The following is a 16,956-nucleotide window of genomic DNA, read 5'->3' as shown; positions in this document are numbered from 1 at the left end:
TGCAACTGTTTGACCACGCTCTGCTACGAGACTCTTGCCCTACCGTCCGATACTCCTTCGTGGGGCCCGCTCCGGAGCGGGCACCGCACCGCCCGACGGCGGGCGCCGTGGGCCGTGGCCGTGGGCCGTGGGTCAGCGCACGGTCACGGTGAACACGGGGGAGGCGACGTCTCCGCTGACGATGCGCAGCTCGTTCAGGCCCTTGATGCCGAGCTTCACGCCGAGCGAGTAGGAACCGTTGTGGTTGGTGGGGACGGAGGCCGGCAGGGTGACCCACTTGCCGTGCTGCTTCTGCTGCAGGGTCACCTTGGTGCCCGCCTTGAGACCGGTGGTGGTGCCGTTGACCCGGAACAGCTGCCAGGCCTGCACAGACGTGACGGACGGCTTGGCGGTGATGCTGGCCTGCGCGGCGGCCTGCTGCGTGGTGGACGTGGGGTAGGCGGCCGGGGCGGCCGCCATGGCGGCGGTGCCCGCCAGCCCGAGGGAGAGCACGGCGACGGTGGTCACGGCGGCCAGACGCAGGGAGTTCCGCTTGGAGACGATCACGGGTGCCCCTTTCAAGGGGAGGTGATTGCTCGGCCCGAAGAGCACGGTCGGCGCGATTCGGGCTCTGTCATCTGTAGGGACGCCGCGCTCCACGCTTCGGTTGTGAGCGGATCGTCACCGCCTTGTAACAGTCGGCGATGCCTCGGAGTTCCCAACCCCCGCCGGTGTTGTCCGGCCGCAATTCGGTAGCGGACCGAGCGGTGCTTCGGGCAGGCTCGCGTGCATGGTCTCGGTGTTGCAGAACGTGGCGATCGACTGTGCGGATGCCTACGGGCTGGCTCGGTTCTGGAGTGAGGTGCTCGGTCATCCGGTGCACCCGGAGGACGGCCCGGGTGATCCGGAGACCGCGGTGATGCTGCCGGCGGGCCAGCTGTTGTACTTCCACCAGGTGCCGGAACCGAAGACCACCAAGAACAGGGTCCACCTGTGCCTGCGTCCGGAGACCACCCGCGAGGAGGAGGTCGAGCGGCTGCTGAACCTCGGGGCCACCCTCGTCGACGACCGCCGGGAACCCGATGGTGCCGGCTGGGCCGTCCTCGCGGACCCTGAGGGCAATGAATTCTGTGTTCTCCGCAGTGCGTCCGACCGCGCGGCGATGTCTTCCTGCGACTCCCCCGCGCAACGGCCGGCTGCCCCGCAGTAGCTGGTCACAGCCGCTCGTCGACGGCCGGGGCGCTGCGGTGCTCTCCGGGCAGTGACGCGGTTCTCACGTCCGGTTCAGCGCGGCGTGGCGGCGAGCGGTCGGACGGCTTCCAGCACGTGGCGGCGGAGCCACCGGGACGCGGGATCGTCGTCGAGTCGGCGGTGCCAGCGCAGTTCGATGTCGGCCGCCGGCATCTCCAGCGGCACCTTGTGCCACCGGAGGGGCACCTGTCGCTCGACGAGGTGCTCCGCCACCACCCGGGGGCCGAGGCAGATGACGTCTCCCTCCAGCGCCATCAGGGCCGCCACGGCGAAGGAGGGAACCACGGCGACGACGCGGCGGGAGCGGCCCAGGCGGTGAAGGGCCTCGTCCAGCGGCCCGTGCGCGAGGCCTCGGCGGGAGGCGGAGATGTGCGGGTGGGCGCACAGGTCGTCCACCGTCAGCCGTGCGGCCTGGCCCAGCGCGGAGTGCGCCGCCACCACGGCGACGAAGTGGTCGGAGAACAGCGTTCGTGCGCGCACGTCCGGAGGGGGCGGGTCGGCGACGCCGATGTCGAGGTCGAGCGAGCCGTCGCGTAGCCGGTCGGGTTCCTTGGAGTCCTGGGCGACGAACCGCAGGCGGACCTCGGGTGCCTCGGCGGCGATCCGGTGGGTGAGGCGGGGCGCGAGGACGGGGCTGAGCCCGTCGTTGACGCGGATCGCGAAGGTGCGCCGCCACGACCGCGGGTCGCTTCCCGCAGCATCCACCCGGAGTTCGGCCGCAGCCTCCAGCAGCGCCTTGACCCTGACGGCCGACCGCTGGGCAAACGGGGTGGGCACGAGGCCCCGGCCGGCGCGCACCAGGATCTGGTCGTTCATCGCCCGTCGCAGCCGGCCCAGGGCCCTGCTGGTGGCCGGAATGGACAGATGAAGGCGCGTCGCGGCCGCGGACACGCTGCCGGTGTCCATCAACGCGTCGAACACGCGTAAGAGGTTGAGGTCCAACTGGTCGGCCACGGACGCCCCCTTCGTTTGCGTCTGACGCAAACTCCCTGTGCAAAGCATGCATTAGACATCGCGTCAGGAGCGTTCGAAACTGACGTCGTGGCCACCACACCCTCCGTCCCATCCACGAGGAGCTGCGGACATGCCGAACGCCAGGCACCCTGAGAACCGGACGCCGTCCCCTGCCGAAGCCACCGAAACCGTCGAAATCGCCGTAGTCGGCTGCGGGCCGGTCGGCATGACGCTCGCGGCCCTGCTGGGCAAGGCCGGGCACTCGGTCGTGGTGCTGGAACGCTACCCCGGCCTGTACGGCCTCCCGCGGGCCGCCAGCTTCGACGGCGAGATCATGCGCGCGCTGCAGGGGCTCGGACTCGTCGACGAACTGGCGCCCACCCTGCGCACACAGGACGCGTACGAGTGGCGCAACGGGGCGGGTGACCTCCTCATCCGGCAGGTGTTCCGCCACGTCGGCGCCAGCGGTTGGGCCGACCTCTACCAGTTCCACCAGCCCGACCTGGAGACGGCGCTGCACTCGTTGTGCACCTCGATGCCGAACGTCGATCTCCGTTTCGGCACCACCGTCACCGGCCTGTCCCAGTGCCGTGACCAGGTCACCCTGAACACGTCGGACGGTGCGACCTTCGCGGCGCGCTACGTGATCGGCTGCGACGGCGGGAACAGCTTCGTGCGGAACGCCCTCGGCGTCGAGCAGGACGACCTCGGTTTCTCCGAACCCTGGCTGGTCTGCGACTTCACCCTCCGGCGCCCCGCGGCCGAGTTGGGACTGCCGTCGATGCTGCAGATCGGCGATCCCGAGGGACCGACCACCGTCATCACCACCGGTGCCGAACGCCAGCGCTTCTGCTTCCTGCTCGACGATGGCGACGACCTCGGGCGGGAACGTGCGGCGGACGGCGTGTGGTCCCGCGTGGCCCGCTACCTGTCCCGCAACGACGCCGACCTCGCCCGAACCGCCACCTACACCTTTCAGTCGCTGGTCGCGAGGCGCTGGCGGGACGGCCGGGTCCTGCTCGCGGGCGACGCCGCACACCAGATGCCGCCCTTCCTGGGGCAAGGGCTCTGCTCGGGGATACGGGACGCACTCAACATCGCCTTCAAGCTGGATCTCGTGCTGCGCGGTATCCGGGGCGCCGAGGTGCTCGACACCTACCAGAGCGAGCGGGAGCCGCACGTGCGCGGCGTGACGGCCACGAGCATGGAACTCGGCCGCCAGCACACCCTGCGGGACCCGGTGCTCGCCCGCGAGCGCGACCGCACGCTGATGGCCCACCGACGCGCGCTCCGGGAGCCGGACCGGATCCAGCTGCCCGACCTCGGCCCCGGCCTGTTCGCCTCCGGCGGAGGCCGACTGTCCGTCCAGGGCCGGGTGAGCGACGGCCGACGGACGGGCCTGCTCGACGACATCGTCGGCGGAGGCTTCCGGCTGCTGGTCGCCGAGCAGGCCCTCCCCCGGCTGAACCGGGCCCAGCTCAGCGACCTGGGCGTCACGGTCGTCGGCTTCGGCCCCACCGCCACAGGCACCGCCGCCGGAGCCGCCGGAACCGTTCACGCCGGAGCCGTTCACGCCGGAGCCACCGCCCCCGGATCCGTCGTCGCCGACCCGGACGGCACCCACCGTCGCTGGCTGTCCGACCTCGGCGCCACCGCTGCCGCCGTGCGCCCCGACAACTACGTCTACGCAGCCGGGCCGGACGCCGACGCGGTGGCGAACCAGCTACTGGCCCTCCTCACCCCCGGCACCTGAGCCCGGAACCCGCTCAGCCGGCCCCGCCGCCGTGTCCCGCGCCCGGAACCGCGCCCACACCCACGAACCCACGCCCACCAGCAGGGCCGCCCCCAGCGCGTACACCGGCAGCCACCGCGTCGTCGTCGCCGACAGACAGACGTCGACGGCCTGGCGGCCCTGCTCCCGCTGCACGTACGCCAACGCGTCACCGGCGCGCCCGGCCAGGTCCCCCAGCGTGGCCTGCGTCCGCAGCACCTCGTAGCGGCCGGCCTCGACGCACCCGCTCCGCGTCCCCGGCATGGGTAACAGCCAGTTCCAGCGCTGAAGTGCCGGAGCCAGCGCCAACGCCACGCACAGCCCCACGACCAGCGAATACGCCACCAGGCTCCGCCCGTAGGCCGCCCGCCGACCCGGTACCGGCAGTGGCGCACGACCGAACGACAGGACCACCGCGAGCAGCGTCACCCCGAGATAGGTGGAGAACCACTGCCATGACCCCTGCGCGAGCGAGAACGCCAGCACCGCGCCGAGCGCCGTCCCCAGCACACCGGCATCACCGGCCGTCCGTCCCCCGCCGGTGCCCGTGGACCCGGACACGGGGCCGTGGGCACTTCCAGGGCTGCTGCGCCCACTCACAGGCTCTCCTCGTCCGTCAACGGGGCACCAGCCTCCCGCCACCGCCTCCCGCCACGGCTTGTCACCACACCGGTGGGCCCTCGGACACCACCCACCCAGCCCAGCCCGGGCCTACGGACGGGTCAGTGCCCTCACTGCTCCCAGTAGTCGAGGTCGGGCAGCCGTATCCAGCTGTCGGCGTGGCCGGTGACGGCGCGGGCGTCGGCGGCGATGCAGGCGAGGCCGGTGCCCTCCAGGAGGAAACCGCCCAGGGCCTGGACGAGTTGCCGCCCTTACGGGACGGTGGCTTGCTCGGTCGCTGTCCGGTGCCTTCGGTCGCTGCTGGGGCCGTGCCCTCGGTGCCCGCCACTCGCCACCGGGCAGCGCCGCAGGGCTCTCCCCCGGCTGACCGGCCGTCGACCGAGGTCAGCGGTACCAGGTGCGGACGGCGGCCGCCGTCTCGCGGACGTCCGCGTCCCCAGCGCGGATGCGGGCGGCCAGGTCGGCGGCCTGCTTCGGCTCCGCGGTGACGATGACCCCGGAGGCACTGAGGTACGAGGCGGCCACGACAGCGGCGAAGTGCTCGTTGGCGAACTCCAGGGCCGGCACGCGGATCAGCTGGTGCATGAGGGCGGCGGCCCGCTGGTGCACCTCGCCGTACACCGGCACGTCCACGACCTCGTCGAGGTGTCGGGCGACCGCGGCGGCGAGGGTGCCGTAGTCGGTGACGTCCGGATCGGCGGGCAGGAACTGGTGGACGATGTCAAGCAGCCACGCCCGGTCTATCCGGAGGATCACGCGGCGTCCGCCACGGCGTCACGGGTGCTCTGCGGGTAGGGCCCGAACTCGGCCTCGAACGCCGGTGCCCACGTCGGCGCGAAGTGCGCCGCGGCTGTCAGGAACCGTTCGCGCCGCTCGTCCGCCTCCTCTGCGAGCACCTTGCGGGCATAGTCCGTCAGGCTGAGCCCCGCGGCCTCCGCCCGCTGCTCCAGCGCTTCGTGGACGGCGTCGTCCAGTCGCACGTTCAGCTGCTTCATAACGGCGAATCGTAGTTCGGGGTACACCCCGCTACAAGTCTGAAGGCGGCGTGTCGGACACCCCAGACCACCCGGCGGGGGGCGGCACGTCCTCAGCGACCAAACTCGGCTGACGGTCGACGGTGCCTCGGCACCCTGGCTTTCTCGCCCAAGTCGGAGTCTCGGTCGCTTGGGTCGCTTCAGTAGCTGCCCTGCCGAGTCACGTCCTGGGGCTACGGGCTCTCCGCCGGCTCAGGCCTCCAGCGACTGACCCGGATCCAGTGCCACAAAAGGCCGTACGTGCCGGGACAGCAGGGCAACGACACTGTCCTCGGAGGGCAGGGGCGACCGAAGCGACTCAGCGACTCAGTGCTGGAAGTGTTCGGTCACTGATCGCTCCTGCGGACATAGTCCCAGGTCACAGCCACAAAGCGACTCTCCCGGGCCTGAGGCGGAGCTACTGAAGCGACCCAAGCGACCCAAGTCGGGGACTTCCACGAGAACCTGGTCCGGCGACACGCCGGGGAACAGTGCCCGAGAGACTCAGTCGCTTTCAGTCGCTGAGGTTCAGTCGCTGGGAAAAATCCCAGGTCAGGGTAGGTTCACCCACCCCGTCAGCGACCGAAGCGACTCAAGGTCAGGTATATGAAGACATTCCCCTGTGCGTGTGCGCGTTATAGACCCGGGCTACAGTCGCTTCAGTCGCTTTTTGCTGTTAAAACCGGTTTTGACCTGCGAAAATGCCGGAAGACCGAAACCAGCGACTGAACGGGGTCAGTCGCTGGCCCGGGTTTCGGTAGCTGAGTTTTGCCGCAGACTCCGGCGGTTCGCGTCCCCACGTCCTCGCTCGGATAGTCTGTGTGAGCTATCTTCTGGACTTCGGTCGCTTCAGTCGCTGATCCGGCGCCCACCAGTGCCCTGACCTGGCTATTTGCCCTCAGCGACTGAACGAGCGACTCAAGTCCGAGCAGCTACCAACCATGGGGAGAGGGACCAGCGTGACGGCGCCTAAGGCCGTGGGGAGCGACCGAGCGTTTCGCCAGCCGGATGCGCTGGCCGTCGCGCGCTGGTGCGCAGTCCAGGGTTGGCCCGTGCACCCGCTCGCACCAGGTCGCAAGACCCCGCCCGCCAACTGCCAGCCCTGCCAGGAGCCGGCTCACAGTCCCGCCGACTGCCCGTGCCCTGAGGCTGGTCGCTGGTGCCACGGTTTCCACGCGGCCACTCTCGACCAGGACGTGCTCACCGCCTGGTGGCGCGTCAACCCGGACTTCGGTACCGGGGTCGCCTGTGGCCCGGCGGGCCTCGTCGTCATCGACGTCGACAGTCACCCCAGCGCCGTCCCCGCCCGGGACCGGATCCTGCCTGGAATCCCGATCCACGAGAACGTCAACCTCGACGGTCTCGAGAACGGGTACCACACCCTCGCTCTGCTCGCGGCCCTGCGCCAGGCTCCTGATCCTGCGACGGACACCGAAACCCTGCGGGTGCGCACCCCCTCCGGTGGCCTGCACATCTGGTACCAGGAGGACGCCCCCCGCAGGTTCGCCTGCTCCACCGGCTCCTCCAACGGCCGGGCCCTGGCCTGGCAGGTCGACGTGCGTGCCCATGGCGGCTACATCGTCGCCCCCGGCACCGTGACCACCGCCGGTACCTACACCGCGCTCCCCGGGGCAAGGACCCCCGCGCCCCTGCCCCAGTGGCTCAGCGACGAACTCGTCCGCACCGGCCACCTCAAGGACCAGCCCGGCAACCAGCGCCCCTCCCAGCCGTCCGTCCCCGACCGTGGCCGCGCGGCCGTCGTGGCGGCAGGCGGCGGCAAGCGCGGTGCCGAGCGAGTCCTCGACACCGTCCTCCAGGACGTCACCGACTGTGCCACCATCCCCGAGGGGGCCGGTTTCACCGGGAAACTCAATCGCGCCGCCTACACGATGGGAGGCCTGGTCTCCGCCGGTCACCTGACCCACACCGCCGCCGAGCGGCTCCTGCTGGACGCGGCCCGCACCGCCCGCCCCAGCCAGGACAGGCAAAGCTCCGCCGTCATCCGTTCCGGCCTCGCGGCCGGCGCCCGACAGCCCCTGCACGTTGGGAAGGCACGCGGATGAACGACAGCACCCGCAAGAGGACGGTCTTCGATCCCGTGGCCACGGCCCAGCAGATCCTGGAGTACCCGCCGGTCCCCGGCCCAGCCTCCCCACCACCCTGGCACGGAACCCCCGTCCAGGAGAGCCTTCTCGACACCCCGTCCGCCGAACCCGCGCCGGCTCCCGAGCCTGTTCAGGAGGCCAAGCAGGCCCCGGCGGGTCCGGAGGCGAGCGCGCACGGCCTCCTGCCGGACTCGCTGTCCGACCGGGGCAACGCCAAGCTCTTCGTCCACCTCTACGGAGGCGACTACCGCCACGTCCCCGGCCTCGGCTGGTACCGCTGGGCGGCGCACCGCTGGCAGCTCGACGAGGACGACACCGTCCTGTGGGCCGCCGGCGAGATGGCCGAGAGCATCGCCACCCACGACTCCCGCGGCGTCTACACCAACACCGATCTGCGTCGGCACCGCCGCCGGGCCCTCTCCACCTCGGGCATGAACGCCATGCTCGCCCAGGCCAAGTCCGCCCCGGGCATGGTCCTCAACGCCGCCCTCCTGGACGCGGACGCCTACGCCCTGTGCACCCCCGGCGGCGTGGTCGACCTGCGCACCGGCGCCATCGTCCCGCCCGACCCGAAGGTCCACCACCACTCCCGCTCCACCACCCTGGCCCCCGCCCGGATGCGGACCCCGCGCTGGGACCGCTTCCTCACCGACACCTTCGGCGACGACAAGGAAGGCCGGCAGACCCGCGACTTCCTCCACCTGCTGCTCGGCTACTCGATCAGCGGCGACGTCGGCGCCCAGGTCATGCCGTTCCTCTACGGCCAGGGCAAGAACGGCAAGAGCGTCCTGCTGGACGTCATGATCCAGCTCCTCGGCGACTACGCGGACGCGGCCCCGCCCGGCTTCCTGATGGCCAAGACCTTCGACGGGCACCCCACGGACCTCGCCGAACTCCACGGCCGGCGCATCATCGTCTGCTCCGAACTCAAGCCTGGCGACCGCTTCGACGAGGCCCGGGTGAAGCTCCTCACCGGCGGCGACAAGATCAAGGCCCGCCGGATGCGCCAGGACTTCTTCTCCTTCGAACCGACCCACAAGCTCTGGCTGCTCGGCAACCACCGCCCCGAGGTCGGCACCGGCGGCTTCGCCTTCTGGCGCCGCATGCGCCTGATCCCGTTCGAACGGGTCGTCCCCGAGGAACGTAAGATCGACAACCTGGCCCACGTCCTCGTCGCCGAGGAGGGCCCCGGCATCCTCGCCTGGCTCATCGACGGCGCCCGCCGCTACTTCGCCGGCGAGAAGGACCTCGCCGGCCCCCAGCGCGTCCAGGTCGCCACCACCGCCTACGCCGAGACCGAGGACCACGTCGGCCGCTTCCTCAAGGAGGCCTGCATCACAGGCGAGGGCATGCGCGCCGAACAGTCCCAGCTCTTCGGCGCGTACACCCGCTGGTGCGGATTCGAAGGCGCCAATCCCGTATCCGGTCGTGCGTTCGCTGCACGAGTTCGCGAGACACTGGGTATGACCTCCCCCAAGGAGATGGTCCTGTCCAACAGTCGCAAGTACTACCCGGGCATCGGCCTGATCACCGACGACACAGAGGAGCAGAACGCGTGAGCGCGCTGATCGACCCGGCCGAGCTCGCCCACGAAACCGATCTCGTCTGGCTTGAGGACACCACCGACCTCGACTACGTGCGCCAGTCCCTGGACCGTCTCACCACCCGTCGCGGCCGTCCCGCCTACCACCGCGACGGCCGCATGGTCGGCTACGCCATCCTCGGCCCCGACGCCAGGTCCTCCCGGGCCTCCGGCACCTTCCGCCGCCGCGTCTTCTGGCTCCTGCCACACGACCGCGACCAGGACCCCGAGGGCCTCTACTCCACCGGCGCCCCCTCCGAAGCCGTCGACCCGCGCACTGTCGCCCCCGGCGTCAAGGGGTACAAGACCGAGCGCTCCGAGGGCGGCCCGGCCTCGCCGGCGATGCTCGAACTGGGGATAACGCTTCCGAAGGCGTGACCGTTCCGAAGGCGTGACCGTATCGGCGTGGGTGCACTCACACCCACGCCGTTCTGCTCAGGCGGCTGCTTTTCGTCCGGCTCCGGCGGTTACGGCTCGGCGTCCGGGCGGCGCTTCTCCTCGAAGAGAGCCGACTGCCCCGCCAGGAGGCTGTCCAGGAACCGGCCGTGCTGCGAGGGCGTACGGCCCTGAGGCTCCAGGGCTGGGGTGAGGGCCTGCGGAACCTCTGCTTGCGGAACGCCGGCCTGTGGGGCTTCGGCCCGGGGCTTTTCGGGTTGCAGCGTTTGGATCCGTAGGGTTTCGCTCTGGAGGACTCGGGCCCGGAGGACTTGGGTCTGCGGGACCTCGACCTGGCGGACCCGCCCGGCGCCCAGCACACCGAGCGCCTCGGCGAGGCAGGTCATCGCCTGACCGGTCTCGGCCTCCCTCTCCCCCGGCCTCTCCGCCGTCCTCTCCCCCGTGGTGGTCTCGTCCTCCACCTGGGTGCGGCCGCGCGGCGACGTATGTGCCTTCGCGGCTCTCCCTGCCTTCGCACCGCCACGGCCGGCCACCGCCGCCCCCGTGCGTGACGCGGCGGACTCCTTCCGAAGCCGGTCGACCTCCGTCTCCAGTGCCGCCAGGCGCATCCGCAGGTCGTCGAGCTCGCTCATGCTCCCCCTCGTTCAGGACCGTCCCCGGCCTCCCACGGCCGTTGACGTGCCGCTTCAGCCTAACCGGGCGCTCCCGGGTCGTCGCCTCCGGCTACGGACTTGGCCACGGGCACGCCAGTTCGTTCGAGAACCACACGTTCGCCAAAGGCGACGGCGCGTAGTTCGGACGCTGCCGCAGAGCCGTCACTTCGCCTCCTGGGCATGGGGAGCGGCCGCTGAGACCCCGCGGCCGTCGGGGCCTCACGAGGTTGCGGCTCCGGGCAGTCCGCAGAGGTCGAGCAACTCGTGGAGGCGGTCAGCTGACAGGTTCGGGTTGGCTGCGGCTCCTTCCGCGAGCTCCGGGTCGTTCAGCAGAGCTGAGAGCAGGTCGAGAGGAAGGCACGGATTGGCTGCCGCGGCTTGACGGACACGGGGTTCTCGGTGGTGTGTCCGAAGACCTGGTCGATGGCGGCGCGCTGCGGCCAGGTCCGCGGCAGTGGGTGCAGCAGGGCCCGGGTTCGTACGGCGTTGTCCCGGTCCTGGGCCAGTTCCGCCAGGAGCGGCGGGTCCAGATCGGCTCTGGTGGCCACCCGCTTGCGCACGTCCGGATCGGGGTCGTGGACCAGCCGGCCGTGCTGTTCGGGAGCGGCGTGCCGGTTGCGGGCGAAGGCGCGGCGGACCTTCTGCTCAGGGTATGCGAGCACCGCGTCGACGGGTTCGTCGGAAGCTGCCGACTTGATCGACCATTCACTGCCTCCTGAATTTTCCGCAGAAAATTCAGGAGGCAGTGAGCGAGTGCGGCCGACGCGTCATCTGGATCGGGCTGCCGCTCCCCCGCTGGCTCTGCTCTCCACCGCCGGATTTTCTGCGGAAAATTCTGCGCGTTCGGACTGGGCACTGCGGAATCGGCGGCCCGCCAGCGGACCTTCGGCCGTAGTTCGGCCGCAGTGGATCAGGTTGACTGACACGGCCTGGGGCAGTCGTTCTCGACGTCGCGGCCAAGGCGGGAGGCTCGCCCGAGCTGTGCCCTCGCTTGCCATGGGCGAAGGCGGGCCGTCTCAGTGTCCTTCTGAGGCCCCGAATTTTCTGCGGAAAATTTCGCGGCATGGTCCAGCAGCCCGGCTGTCTGCTCCATAGCGCTCTGAAGGGAACGGCACTCGGCCGGCTGGCGAACGATCTTGTGGGCAGGCCAGGGCAGAGTGCGTTGGTCCATTCCGGCGGAGGGTCCCAGTATCGGCTTCCGGTTGGGATGGGGTTCAACTGTGTGTGGGGGAGCGGTCGAAGTGGCCGGTTCAGCGGGGGACGGAACGGGATTCTGTCCCGCCCTGGACGGGCGCGGTTGAGGATAGATGGTCTCCATCCTGGCAGCGCCCACCGTCGTCGCCTACCAGAACCAGTGTGGTGGGCGCTCCTGCGCTCGGCACGGGCACAATGCTGTCCCGCCTAAGGGACCACGGCTGGGCGATTTTCTGCAGAAAATTCTCCCTGCCAGGACAGCGTGGGGCAGAACCTTCTGTCGCTTCTTGCCTCGCCGGTGGATGGCCGGCAAGCAGCTGCGTGCGCTGGCCAGCATCGGGTTCATGGATTCGCGCGCGTTCGCTGCCGTTGACGCAGCATGGCGGACGCACGCTGTTGGAGTCGGGTCCGGGCGGCATGTGACGTCGTCTCGGGGAACCTGTCAGTCTCTTGGGCCGTCCAGGTGTTCTCCTTGGGGCCTCGGAATTTTCTGCAGAAAATTCCGCGACGTGGTGCAGTAGCCGGGCTTCCTGGTCCCGCGATCCGAAGAGAGCGGCAGTCGGCTGGCCGGCGAACGACCTGGTGGCGGTCCCGGTCACACTGCGCTGGTGCCTTTCCTGGCGGAGAGCCTCGGGATCGGCCTGCGGTTGCGGTGGGGCTCAGCTGTGTGTGCGAGCTGCCGAAGCTGCCGATTGGGCGCGGGAGGAAACGGGATGTCAGTCTCGACCTGGACGGGCGTGGTTGAGGATGGATGGTGGCCATCGTGGCAGTGCCCGCCGTCGTCGCCTACCAGAACCAGTGCGGTGGGCACTTCAACGCCCGGCTGGGCCAGCGGGCAACTCGACTCGAAGCGAGCTTGGAGCAGGCGATTTTCTGCGGAAAATTTTCCGCATCCAGGGCAGTCGTGGGCAGAACTTCCACGGCTCCTTGCCCCGGTGGCGGATGGTCGGCAGAGCAGGTGTGTGCGCTGGCTGGCATCGGGTTCATGGATTCGCGCGCTGCCGTTGGCAGAGTATGGCGAGCACACGTCGTTGGAGAGGGTCCGGGCGGCATGTGACGTCGTCTCGGGGAACCTGTCAGTCTCTTGGGCCGTCCAGGTGTTCTCCTTGGGGCCTCGGAATTTTCTGCAGAAAATTCCGCGACGTGGTGCAGTAGCCGGGCTTCCTGGTTCCGCGATCCGAAGAGAGCGCCACTCGGCCAGCTAGGCCCTGTCCGGCAAGATCGGCCGGGCAGGGCCTAGCGAACGGCCATGGGGGCGAGCCCGGGCAGAGTGTGTCGGTCCTTTCCGGCGGTGTCATGCCATCGGCCCGCGGCTGTGACGGGGACTCAGCCTTGTGTGTGGGAGTCGCGGAGGCGACTGATCCAGCTTGAAGTAGATGCCGCGTCTGCTGGCTGGCCGGCAGGCAATAGTCGCGCAGCGAGCTCCGGACGGCGCGTCGAGTCATCAGGGACAACCCAGCAGTCCCCCGGGCTGCCCCAGCGCCCTTCCTTGGGTCCACCGACTTTTCTGCGGAAAATTTCGCAGCGCGGTTCACCGCAATCCGAGGGGCCCCAGCCGGTTGGCGAACGACCCTGCGGGCTTGCCTGGCTGGACCATGTGGGGTGGGCCGGCGGGTCGCATCATTGGCCTGCGGTTGTGCCGGAGTCTCAGTCGTGTGTGGGGGAGTCGTTGAGGTGACCGATCCGGCATGGAGGAAGCGGCGCATCTGCCTCGGGCTGGATGGGTGTGGCCCACGATGAATGTTCGTCATCGTGGTTGTGCCCATTGGCGGCGCCTACCGGAACCAGCGTGCTGGGTGCTCCTGCGCCCGGCGTAGGCAGCTGGGTCGTCGTCGCAGCAGGCTCCGGACAGCACGACTGTGTCCGGGCCAGGGGTCGCGGCCCGCCGATTTTCCGCAGAAAACTCGTCGGCGGTCGGGCAGGGGCAAGGCCGCTGTTGCTCTTCGCCTCGGTGGCGGATGACCGCGCGCGTCTTGCCACGGTCCGCGTTGAGAGGCTCTATGACTCTCGGACGAACCGTGCCTACCTGTGCAGGCGCGGCATCCATCAACACCATCCTGGGGCAGACCTACCAGATCCGTAGCCGAAAGAAGCTCGACGCCGGCGACGGGGTATGACGAGTTGGCTGTCCGCTACGAGGCAACCGCGTCGATCGCCGCCATATACGAGTAGCTGCGAAACGCCCCTCGCTGCGATCACGCGGCGGTAACGATGGACTGCCCGACGGCTGGACGATCGAGCGAGTGCGCTCCGCAGCAGGGGATTCTGAAGCTGCCTTGCTCACCCTCGAACGACTGGTCGTGGTCGAGGAGCACGGTCGCGCGGACTACGTCTCACTCCGACCCGATGTCATCCTGTCCTTTCACGGCCTGTGCCTCGTGCGAGCGGACGACGACTGGTACATGGGCGAGCTCGACCTCGACGGCTCAATCATCTGCTGGGTCGCCTACGGTCCCGACTTGGGTGAAGCCATCCAGGGGTTGTGACGTATCAGGCGATCGGCTTGATCACTTTCACAGCGTGCCTCAGTGGGGGAGAGGACCACCCCTACCTGCCGTGATAGGTGCTCCCTCGTAGGAGACCGAAGGGGAGCCGAAGCCGGCGGCAATTCCTGTGTCGCGAGGGCGGGGGCCGCTTGCTGGGAACCGGGGCACAGCGCTCGCGCCGGTCGGAGCCCGGTCTGTCGACCAGTCAGCCGACGGATTTTCCGCAGAAAATTCGAGGGTTTCGATGGGGGAGCAGCATCAGCATCCGGATCAGCTGGCTGGCCAGCGCACGCTCACGTGTGACACAACCAGGGCTCGGACCCGGGTTCGGGTTCCGGCTCATTCAAGGGGATCCCGTACCGCTGACCCACGCCGTCCGGGTTGACTCCTTCCGAAGCGGCGTCGAGTTCGCCATCTCCACGTCCGCCGCTTGACCTGGTCTACGGCGCCTCTGCCTTCATGATCGAACCGTCAGCTCGTATCCGGTCGGACCGATGGCCTCGGAAGTGCTCACCGCAGTCTCGACGTCGTCCCAATCCGGGCTTTGCAGCCACAGGCTCTGTGCCGCCTTCCGCATCAGTGCTGGCTCGCCCGACCGTGGCAGAGACACGAGCCGGTACGCCAGGCTCCGTGTCTGCACCAGCAGGCAGCCCCGCCAGCAGGCCGCGGGCACAGCGCCCTCAGCATGGCGAGGATCGCATCCGCATCGAGGAGGGCCAGCTCCTCGACGTGGTAGTGCCCGTCATCGTCGTAGTCGCTGAGGCGAGTTCTCGTGACGGGCTTTACGACGGCGGCCGCAGCCGCGGCCAGCCTGATGGTGGCACGGATGGCCGGTACCTCGGTGCTGCCACGAACCCGGGTCGGCCAGGAGGTGGGGGAGCCGGGGACGACCTTCCATCGGAAGGAGGAGTGGGCGCGATGTTCGGCACCCGTCCGGCGTAGGTGTGAGCGCGAGTGGCCTCTTCGAGGCCTCGGGAGCCGACCCCTCAGCGGTCAGAGGCAGGTTGCAGGCCGCAGGCCACTTCACGTTCAAGGGCCTGAACACAAAAGACATCAGAAGACCAGTAATAAACAAATCTCGATACGGCGCTGTTTTCGGACGACCTGGTGCCGGGCATGCCGACCCGTAGCCTTCCTGCGGCGGCCGGGCCCTTCGGCATTTGGTTCGCATAAAGAAGAGATGGGGCGGTGCGGATGCGGTGACCGAGCCCTGGGGCCTCATTGATGCCTGGCTGGCGAAGAACGCACCGGCCAGCCTGGCCGAGCTTCGCCCGCGCGCATCGCCCGAAGCCGTCGGGTGCACCGAGGGGCGGCTCGCGTTCGAGATCCCCGCCGATCTGCGCGAGTCGCTGCTGTGCCACGACGGAGACGACACCTGCATCGCTGTCCTTCCGTCCGTGTGGCCCCCGTACTCCACGGAAAGGATCGCCGAGATCCGCACCCTGCGGATGAGGATCTGGGACGCCGACGATCCGGACCAGCTGGATGACCCGTGGTGGGGAGCGCGGTGGGCCCCGTTCGCCGGCCGCGACGGCGACGAGCACTTCGTCAACGCCAGGACCGGCCTGTGGTGCAACCGCCTCGGGAGGGTGGCCTACTACGGCGCCGCCTACCTCACTGGTTGGCGCCGTTGCCCAGGTGGTGCCGCATCACGACGGCCGCGATCAAGTTGAGCCAGTTACGGTCATCAATTCGCTTCTATGTCAAGGTAGTTGGCCAATAGATCTTGCCGAACGAACGGAACTCGGTTGAACAACAAGACCTTTGTGAAAGTCCGCTCGGGCGTCGGGAACGCAGCACCTGAACTGGGCGAGCTGGTCTTCGGGTTGCCGGCCGCCTGGTTGAAGAGCCCGTGATGTGGTGTGTCATCGCACCCCGCACGAGGCCTGCCGTGAAAGCCAGTTGCAGGTATCTGGTCATCGGGCGCGACATGACCGTCGCGAGTACGGTGCCGGATTGGCCGAACTCCACTGTCTGCGCGAGAAGTTCCGCGCCTGTCGGCTGGAAGTCGCCCGCGAACGGCTCCCGATGGCGGAGGCCTTCGCGAAGCCGTCCAAAGTGCGCTGGCCGTCGAGCGCGCCTGCGCCTGGCTGTACCAGTTCAAGCGACTCCGCATCGGCTACGAGCGATGCGCCGGCCTCCACCAGGATCTCCTCGAACTCGCCTGCAGCATCATCTGTTTCCGGCGACACCGGACAGCATTCCGAAACGATCAGCAACCCGCGCCGGATAGTGTTCGGATGCAAAGGGTCAAGTGATTCCGCCGGGCCGCGCCACGGCCCGCGGACATGGGGAGGTCAACGTGATCGTGGGTACCGGCCGAAGGCTTGTGCTGATCCGTCATGCGCAGGCCGAACGGGAGACGGCGGTCGACAAGGAACGGCGTCTCGACGAGCAGGGGCGGGAGGAGGCGTCCCGGGCCGGACGATGGCTCGCGGGTTCCGGCATCACGCCCGATCTCGCGCGGGTGTCCGGCGCCCGCCGGACCAGGGAGACCTGGGAACACGTGGGCGCCGCGTTGCCGCGACTCCCCGAGACGGTCCACGAGCAGGGGCTCTACGACCTCAGTGTGAAGATCCATCGGGGGGAAGCGGGGATCGGCGAGCTGGTCGCGATGGTGCGGGGGAGTTCGGACGACGTGGGCGACCTGGTCGTCGTCGGACACAATCCGAGCCTGCCCGAGCTGGTCCGGCTACTCGTCGGAACGGCCGACGGAGACCTCTCGCAGCGGGTGGAGGAGTCCGGGTTCCCGACCGCCTCCGTGGCCGTCCTGGAGTTCGACGGTTCCTGGCAGGGGATCGGGCCCGGAGCCGCGAGGATCACCGCGTTCTGGACGCCGTCGCAAGGTTGAGAAGGCGCACCCCGGGGCGTCGATGCGCCCGGCGTCCCACGCCGGTTGGAGCGACTACGACCGCAACCAGTTCACCCGGCAGTGCCAGGCCACCGGGACG

15 protein-coding genes are annotated in these 16,956 nt (G+C 69.3%); 8 read left to right on the top strand and 7 right to left on the bottom strand.

Annotated features, from left to right (window positions below; all coding sequences use genetic code 11):
* Positions 1-132: 132 nt before the first annotated feature.
* On the bottom strand, positions 133-546 hold the full coding sequence (locus ABT015_RS13200) for a hypothetical protein (RefSeq protein WP_350878997.1): 414 nt from the start codon (positions 544-546) through the stop codon (positions 133-135).
* A gap of 223 nt (positions 547-769) precedes the next feature.
* Between ABT015_RS13200 and ABT015_RS13195 the strand changes: the two genes are divergently transcribed.
* Positions 770-1,189 carry a VOC family protein gene (locus ABT015_RS13195; RefSeq protein WP_350878996.1) on the top strand — a complete coding sequence of 140 codons (420 nt, stop codon included), beginning with the start codon at positions 770-772 and terminating at the stop codon, positions 1,187-1,189.
* A gap of 74 nt (positions 1,190-1,263) precedes the next feature.
* Here the strand turns inward: ABT015_RS13195 and ABT015_RS13190 are convergent, their stop codons facing one another.
* Positions 1,264-2,184, bottom strand: a complete 921-nt coding sequence (locus ABT015_RS13190) for a LysR family transcriptional regulator (RefSeq protein WP_350878994.1) — start codon at positions 2,182-2,184, stop codon at positions 1,264-1,266.
* Between the two features lie 130 nt (positions 2,185-2,314).
* Between ABT015_RS13190 and ABT015_RS13185 the strand changes: the two genes are divergently transcribed.
* Positions 2,315-3,937 (top strand): bifunctional 3-(3-hydroxy-phenyl)propionate/3-hydroxycinnamic acid hydroxylase, encoded by a 1,623-nt coding sequence (locus ABT015_RS13185; RefSeq protein ID WP_350878992.1) that lies wholly within the window; start codon positions 2,315-2,317, stop codon positions 3,935-3,937.
* Here the strand turns inward: ABT015_RS13185 and ABT015_RS13180 are convergent.
* The 3 genes from ABT015_RS13180 to ABT015_RS13170 all read right to left on the bottom strand — a co-directional run bounded on the left by ABT015_RS13180 (position 3,908) and on the right by ABT015_RS13170 (position 5,571).
* On the bottom strand, positions 3,908-4,516 hold the full coding sequence (locus ABT015_RS13180) for a hypothetical protein (protein ID WP_350878990.1): 609 nt from the start codon (positions 4,514-4,516) through the stop codon (positions 3,908-3,910). The genes ABT015_RS13185 and ABT015_RS13180 overlap by 30 nt on opposite strands.
* Before the next feature lie 444 nt (positions 4,517-4,960).
* Entirely contained in the window at positions 4,961-5,332 is a 372-nt protein-coding gene (locus tag ABT015_RS13175; protein ID WP_350878988.1) for a fic family toxin-antitoxin system, toxin component, read from the bottom strand.
* Positions 5,329-5,571, bottom strand: coding sequence for a plasmid mobilization protein (locus tag ABT015_RS13170; protein WP_502897297.1), 243 nt, complete (start codon positions 5,569-5,571; stop codon positions 5,329-5,331). Before ABT015_RS13170 ends, ABT015_RS13175 begins: the two co-directional genes overlap by 4 nt.
* Positions 5,572-6,548: 977 nt before the next feature.
* Here ABT015_RS13170 and ABT015_RS13165 point away from each other — a divergent pair.
* From ABT015_RS13165 to ABT015_RS13155, 3 genes are read left to right on the top strand one after another with little or no spacing between them, the layout of a single operon-like run.
* Complete coding sequence (locus tag ABT015_RS13165; protein WP_350878985.1) at positions 6,549-7,652, top strand: bifunctional DNA primase/polymerase; 1,104 nt, start codon at positions 6,549-6,551, stop codon at positions 7,650-7,652.
* The gene (locus tag ABT015_RS13160; RefSeq protein ID WP_350878984.1) at positions 7,649-9,253 is read left to right on the top strand and encodes a DNA primase family protein; all 1,605 of its coding nucleotides are present in this window, start codon (positions 7,649-7,651) and stop codon (positions 9,251-9,253) included. Before ABT015_RS13165 ends, ABT015_RS13160 begins: the two co-directional genes overlap by 4 nt.
* The gene (locus tag ABT015_RS13155; protein ID WP_063352543.1) at positions 9,250-9,654 is read left to right on the top strand and encodes a DUF6009 family protein; all 405 of its coding nucleotides are present in this window, start codon (positions 9,250-9,252) and stop codon (positions 9,652-9,654) included. The genes ABT015_RS13160 and ABT015_RS13155 overlap by 4 nt, the downstream gene beginning before the upstream one ends.
* Positions 9,655-9,743: 89 nt before the next feature.
* Here ABT015_RS13155 and ABT015_RS13150 read toward each other — a convergent pair whose 3' ends face one another.
* Both ABT015_RS13150 and ABT015_RS13145 read right to left on the bottom strand, forming a co-directional pair.
* Positions 9,744-10,304, bottom strand: a complete 561-nt coding sequence (locus ABT015_RS13150; RefSeq protein WP_350878982.1) for a hypothetical protein — start codon at positions 10,302-10,304, stop codon at positions 9,744-9,746.
* Between the two features lie 240 nt (positions 10,305-10,544).
* A complete protein-coding gene (locus tag ABT015_RS13145) occupies positions 10,545-10,769 on the bottom strand; it encodes a hypothetical protein (RefSeq protein ID WP_350879013.1) in 225 nt (74 codons plus the stop codon).
* 2,993 nt (positions 10,770-13,762) lie between these two features.
* On the opposite strand from ABT015_RS13145, the gene ABT015_RS13140 reads away from it, so the two are divergent.
* The 3 genes from ABT015_RS13140 (at position 13,763) to ABT015_RS13125 (ending at position 16,856) form a co-directional block, all read left to right on the top strand.
* Positions 13,763-14,005 (top strand): hypothetical protein, encoded by a 243-nt coding sequence (locus ABT015_RS13140; protein WP_350878981.1) that lies wholly within the window; start codon positions 13,763-13,765, stop codon positions 14,003-14,005.
* Between the two features lie 1,199 nt (positions 14,006-15,204).
* Entirely contained in the window at positions 15,205-15,678 is a 474-nt protein-coding gene (locus ABT015_RS13135) for an SMI1/KNR4 family protein (protein ID WP_350878980.1), read from the top strand.
* 656 nt (positions 15,679-16,334) lie between these two features.
* Positions 16,335-16,856 carry a SixA phosphatase family protein gene (locus ABT015_RS13125; RefSeq protein ID WP_350878978.1) on the top strand — a complete coding sequence of 174 codons (522 nt, stop codon included), beginning with the start codon at positions 16,335-16,337 and terminating at the stop codon, positions 16,854-16,856.
* Positions 16,857-16,956: the final 100 nt, after the last annotated feature.

This window comes from Kitasatospora sp. NPDC094016, assembly GCF_040304045.1.
Taxonomy (GTDB): Bacteria; Actinomycetota; Actinomycetes; order Streptomycetales; family Streptomycetaceae; genus Kitasatospora.
This window is presented reverse-complemented; position numbering and strand designations above follow the sequence as displayed.

Excerpts from the sequence above, each read along its gene's own strand:
- ABT015_RS13185 (WP_350878992.1), top strand. The coding sequence starts at position 2,315 with ATGCCGAACGCCAGGCACCCTGAGAACCGGACGCCGTCCCCTGCCGAA.
- ABT015_RS13195 (WP_350878996.1), top strand. The coding sequence starts at position 770 with ATGGTCTCGGTGTTGCAGAACGTGGCGATCGACTGTGCGGATGCCTAC.
- ABT015_RS13150 (WP_350878982.1), bottom strand. The coding sequence starts at position 10,304 with ATGAGCGAGCTCGACGACCTGCGGATGCGCCTGGCGGCACTGGAGACG.
- ABT015_RS13160 (WP_350878984.1), top strand. The coding sequence starts at position 7,649 with ATGAACGACAGCACCCGCAAGAGGACGGTCTTCGATCCCGTGGCCACG.
- ABT015_RS13170 (WP_502897297.1), bottom strand. The coding sequence starts at position 5,571 with ATGAAGCAGCTGAACGTGCGACTGGACGACGCCGTCCACGAAGCGCTG.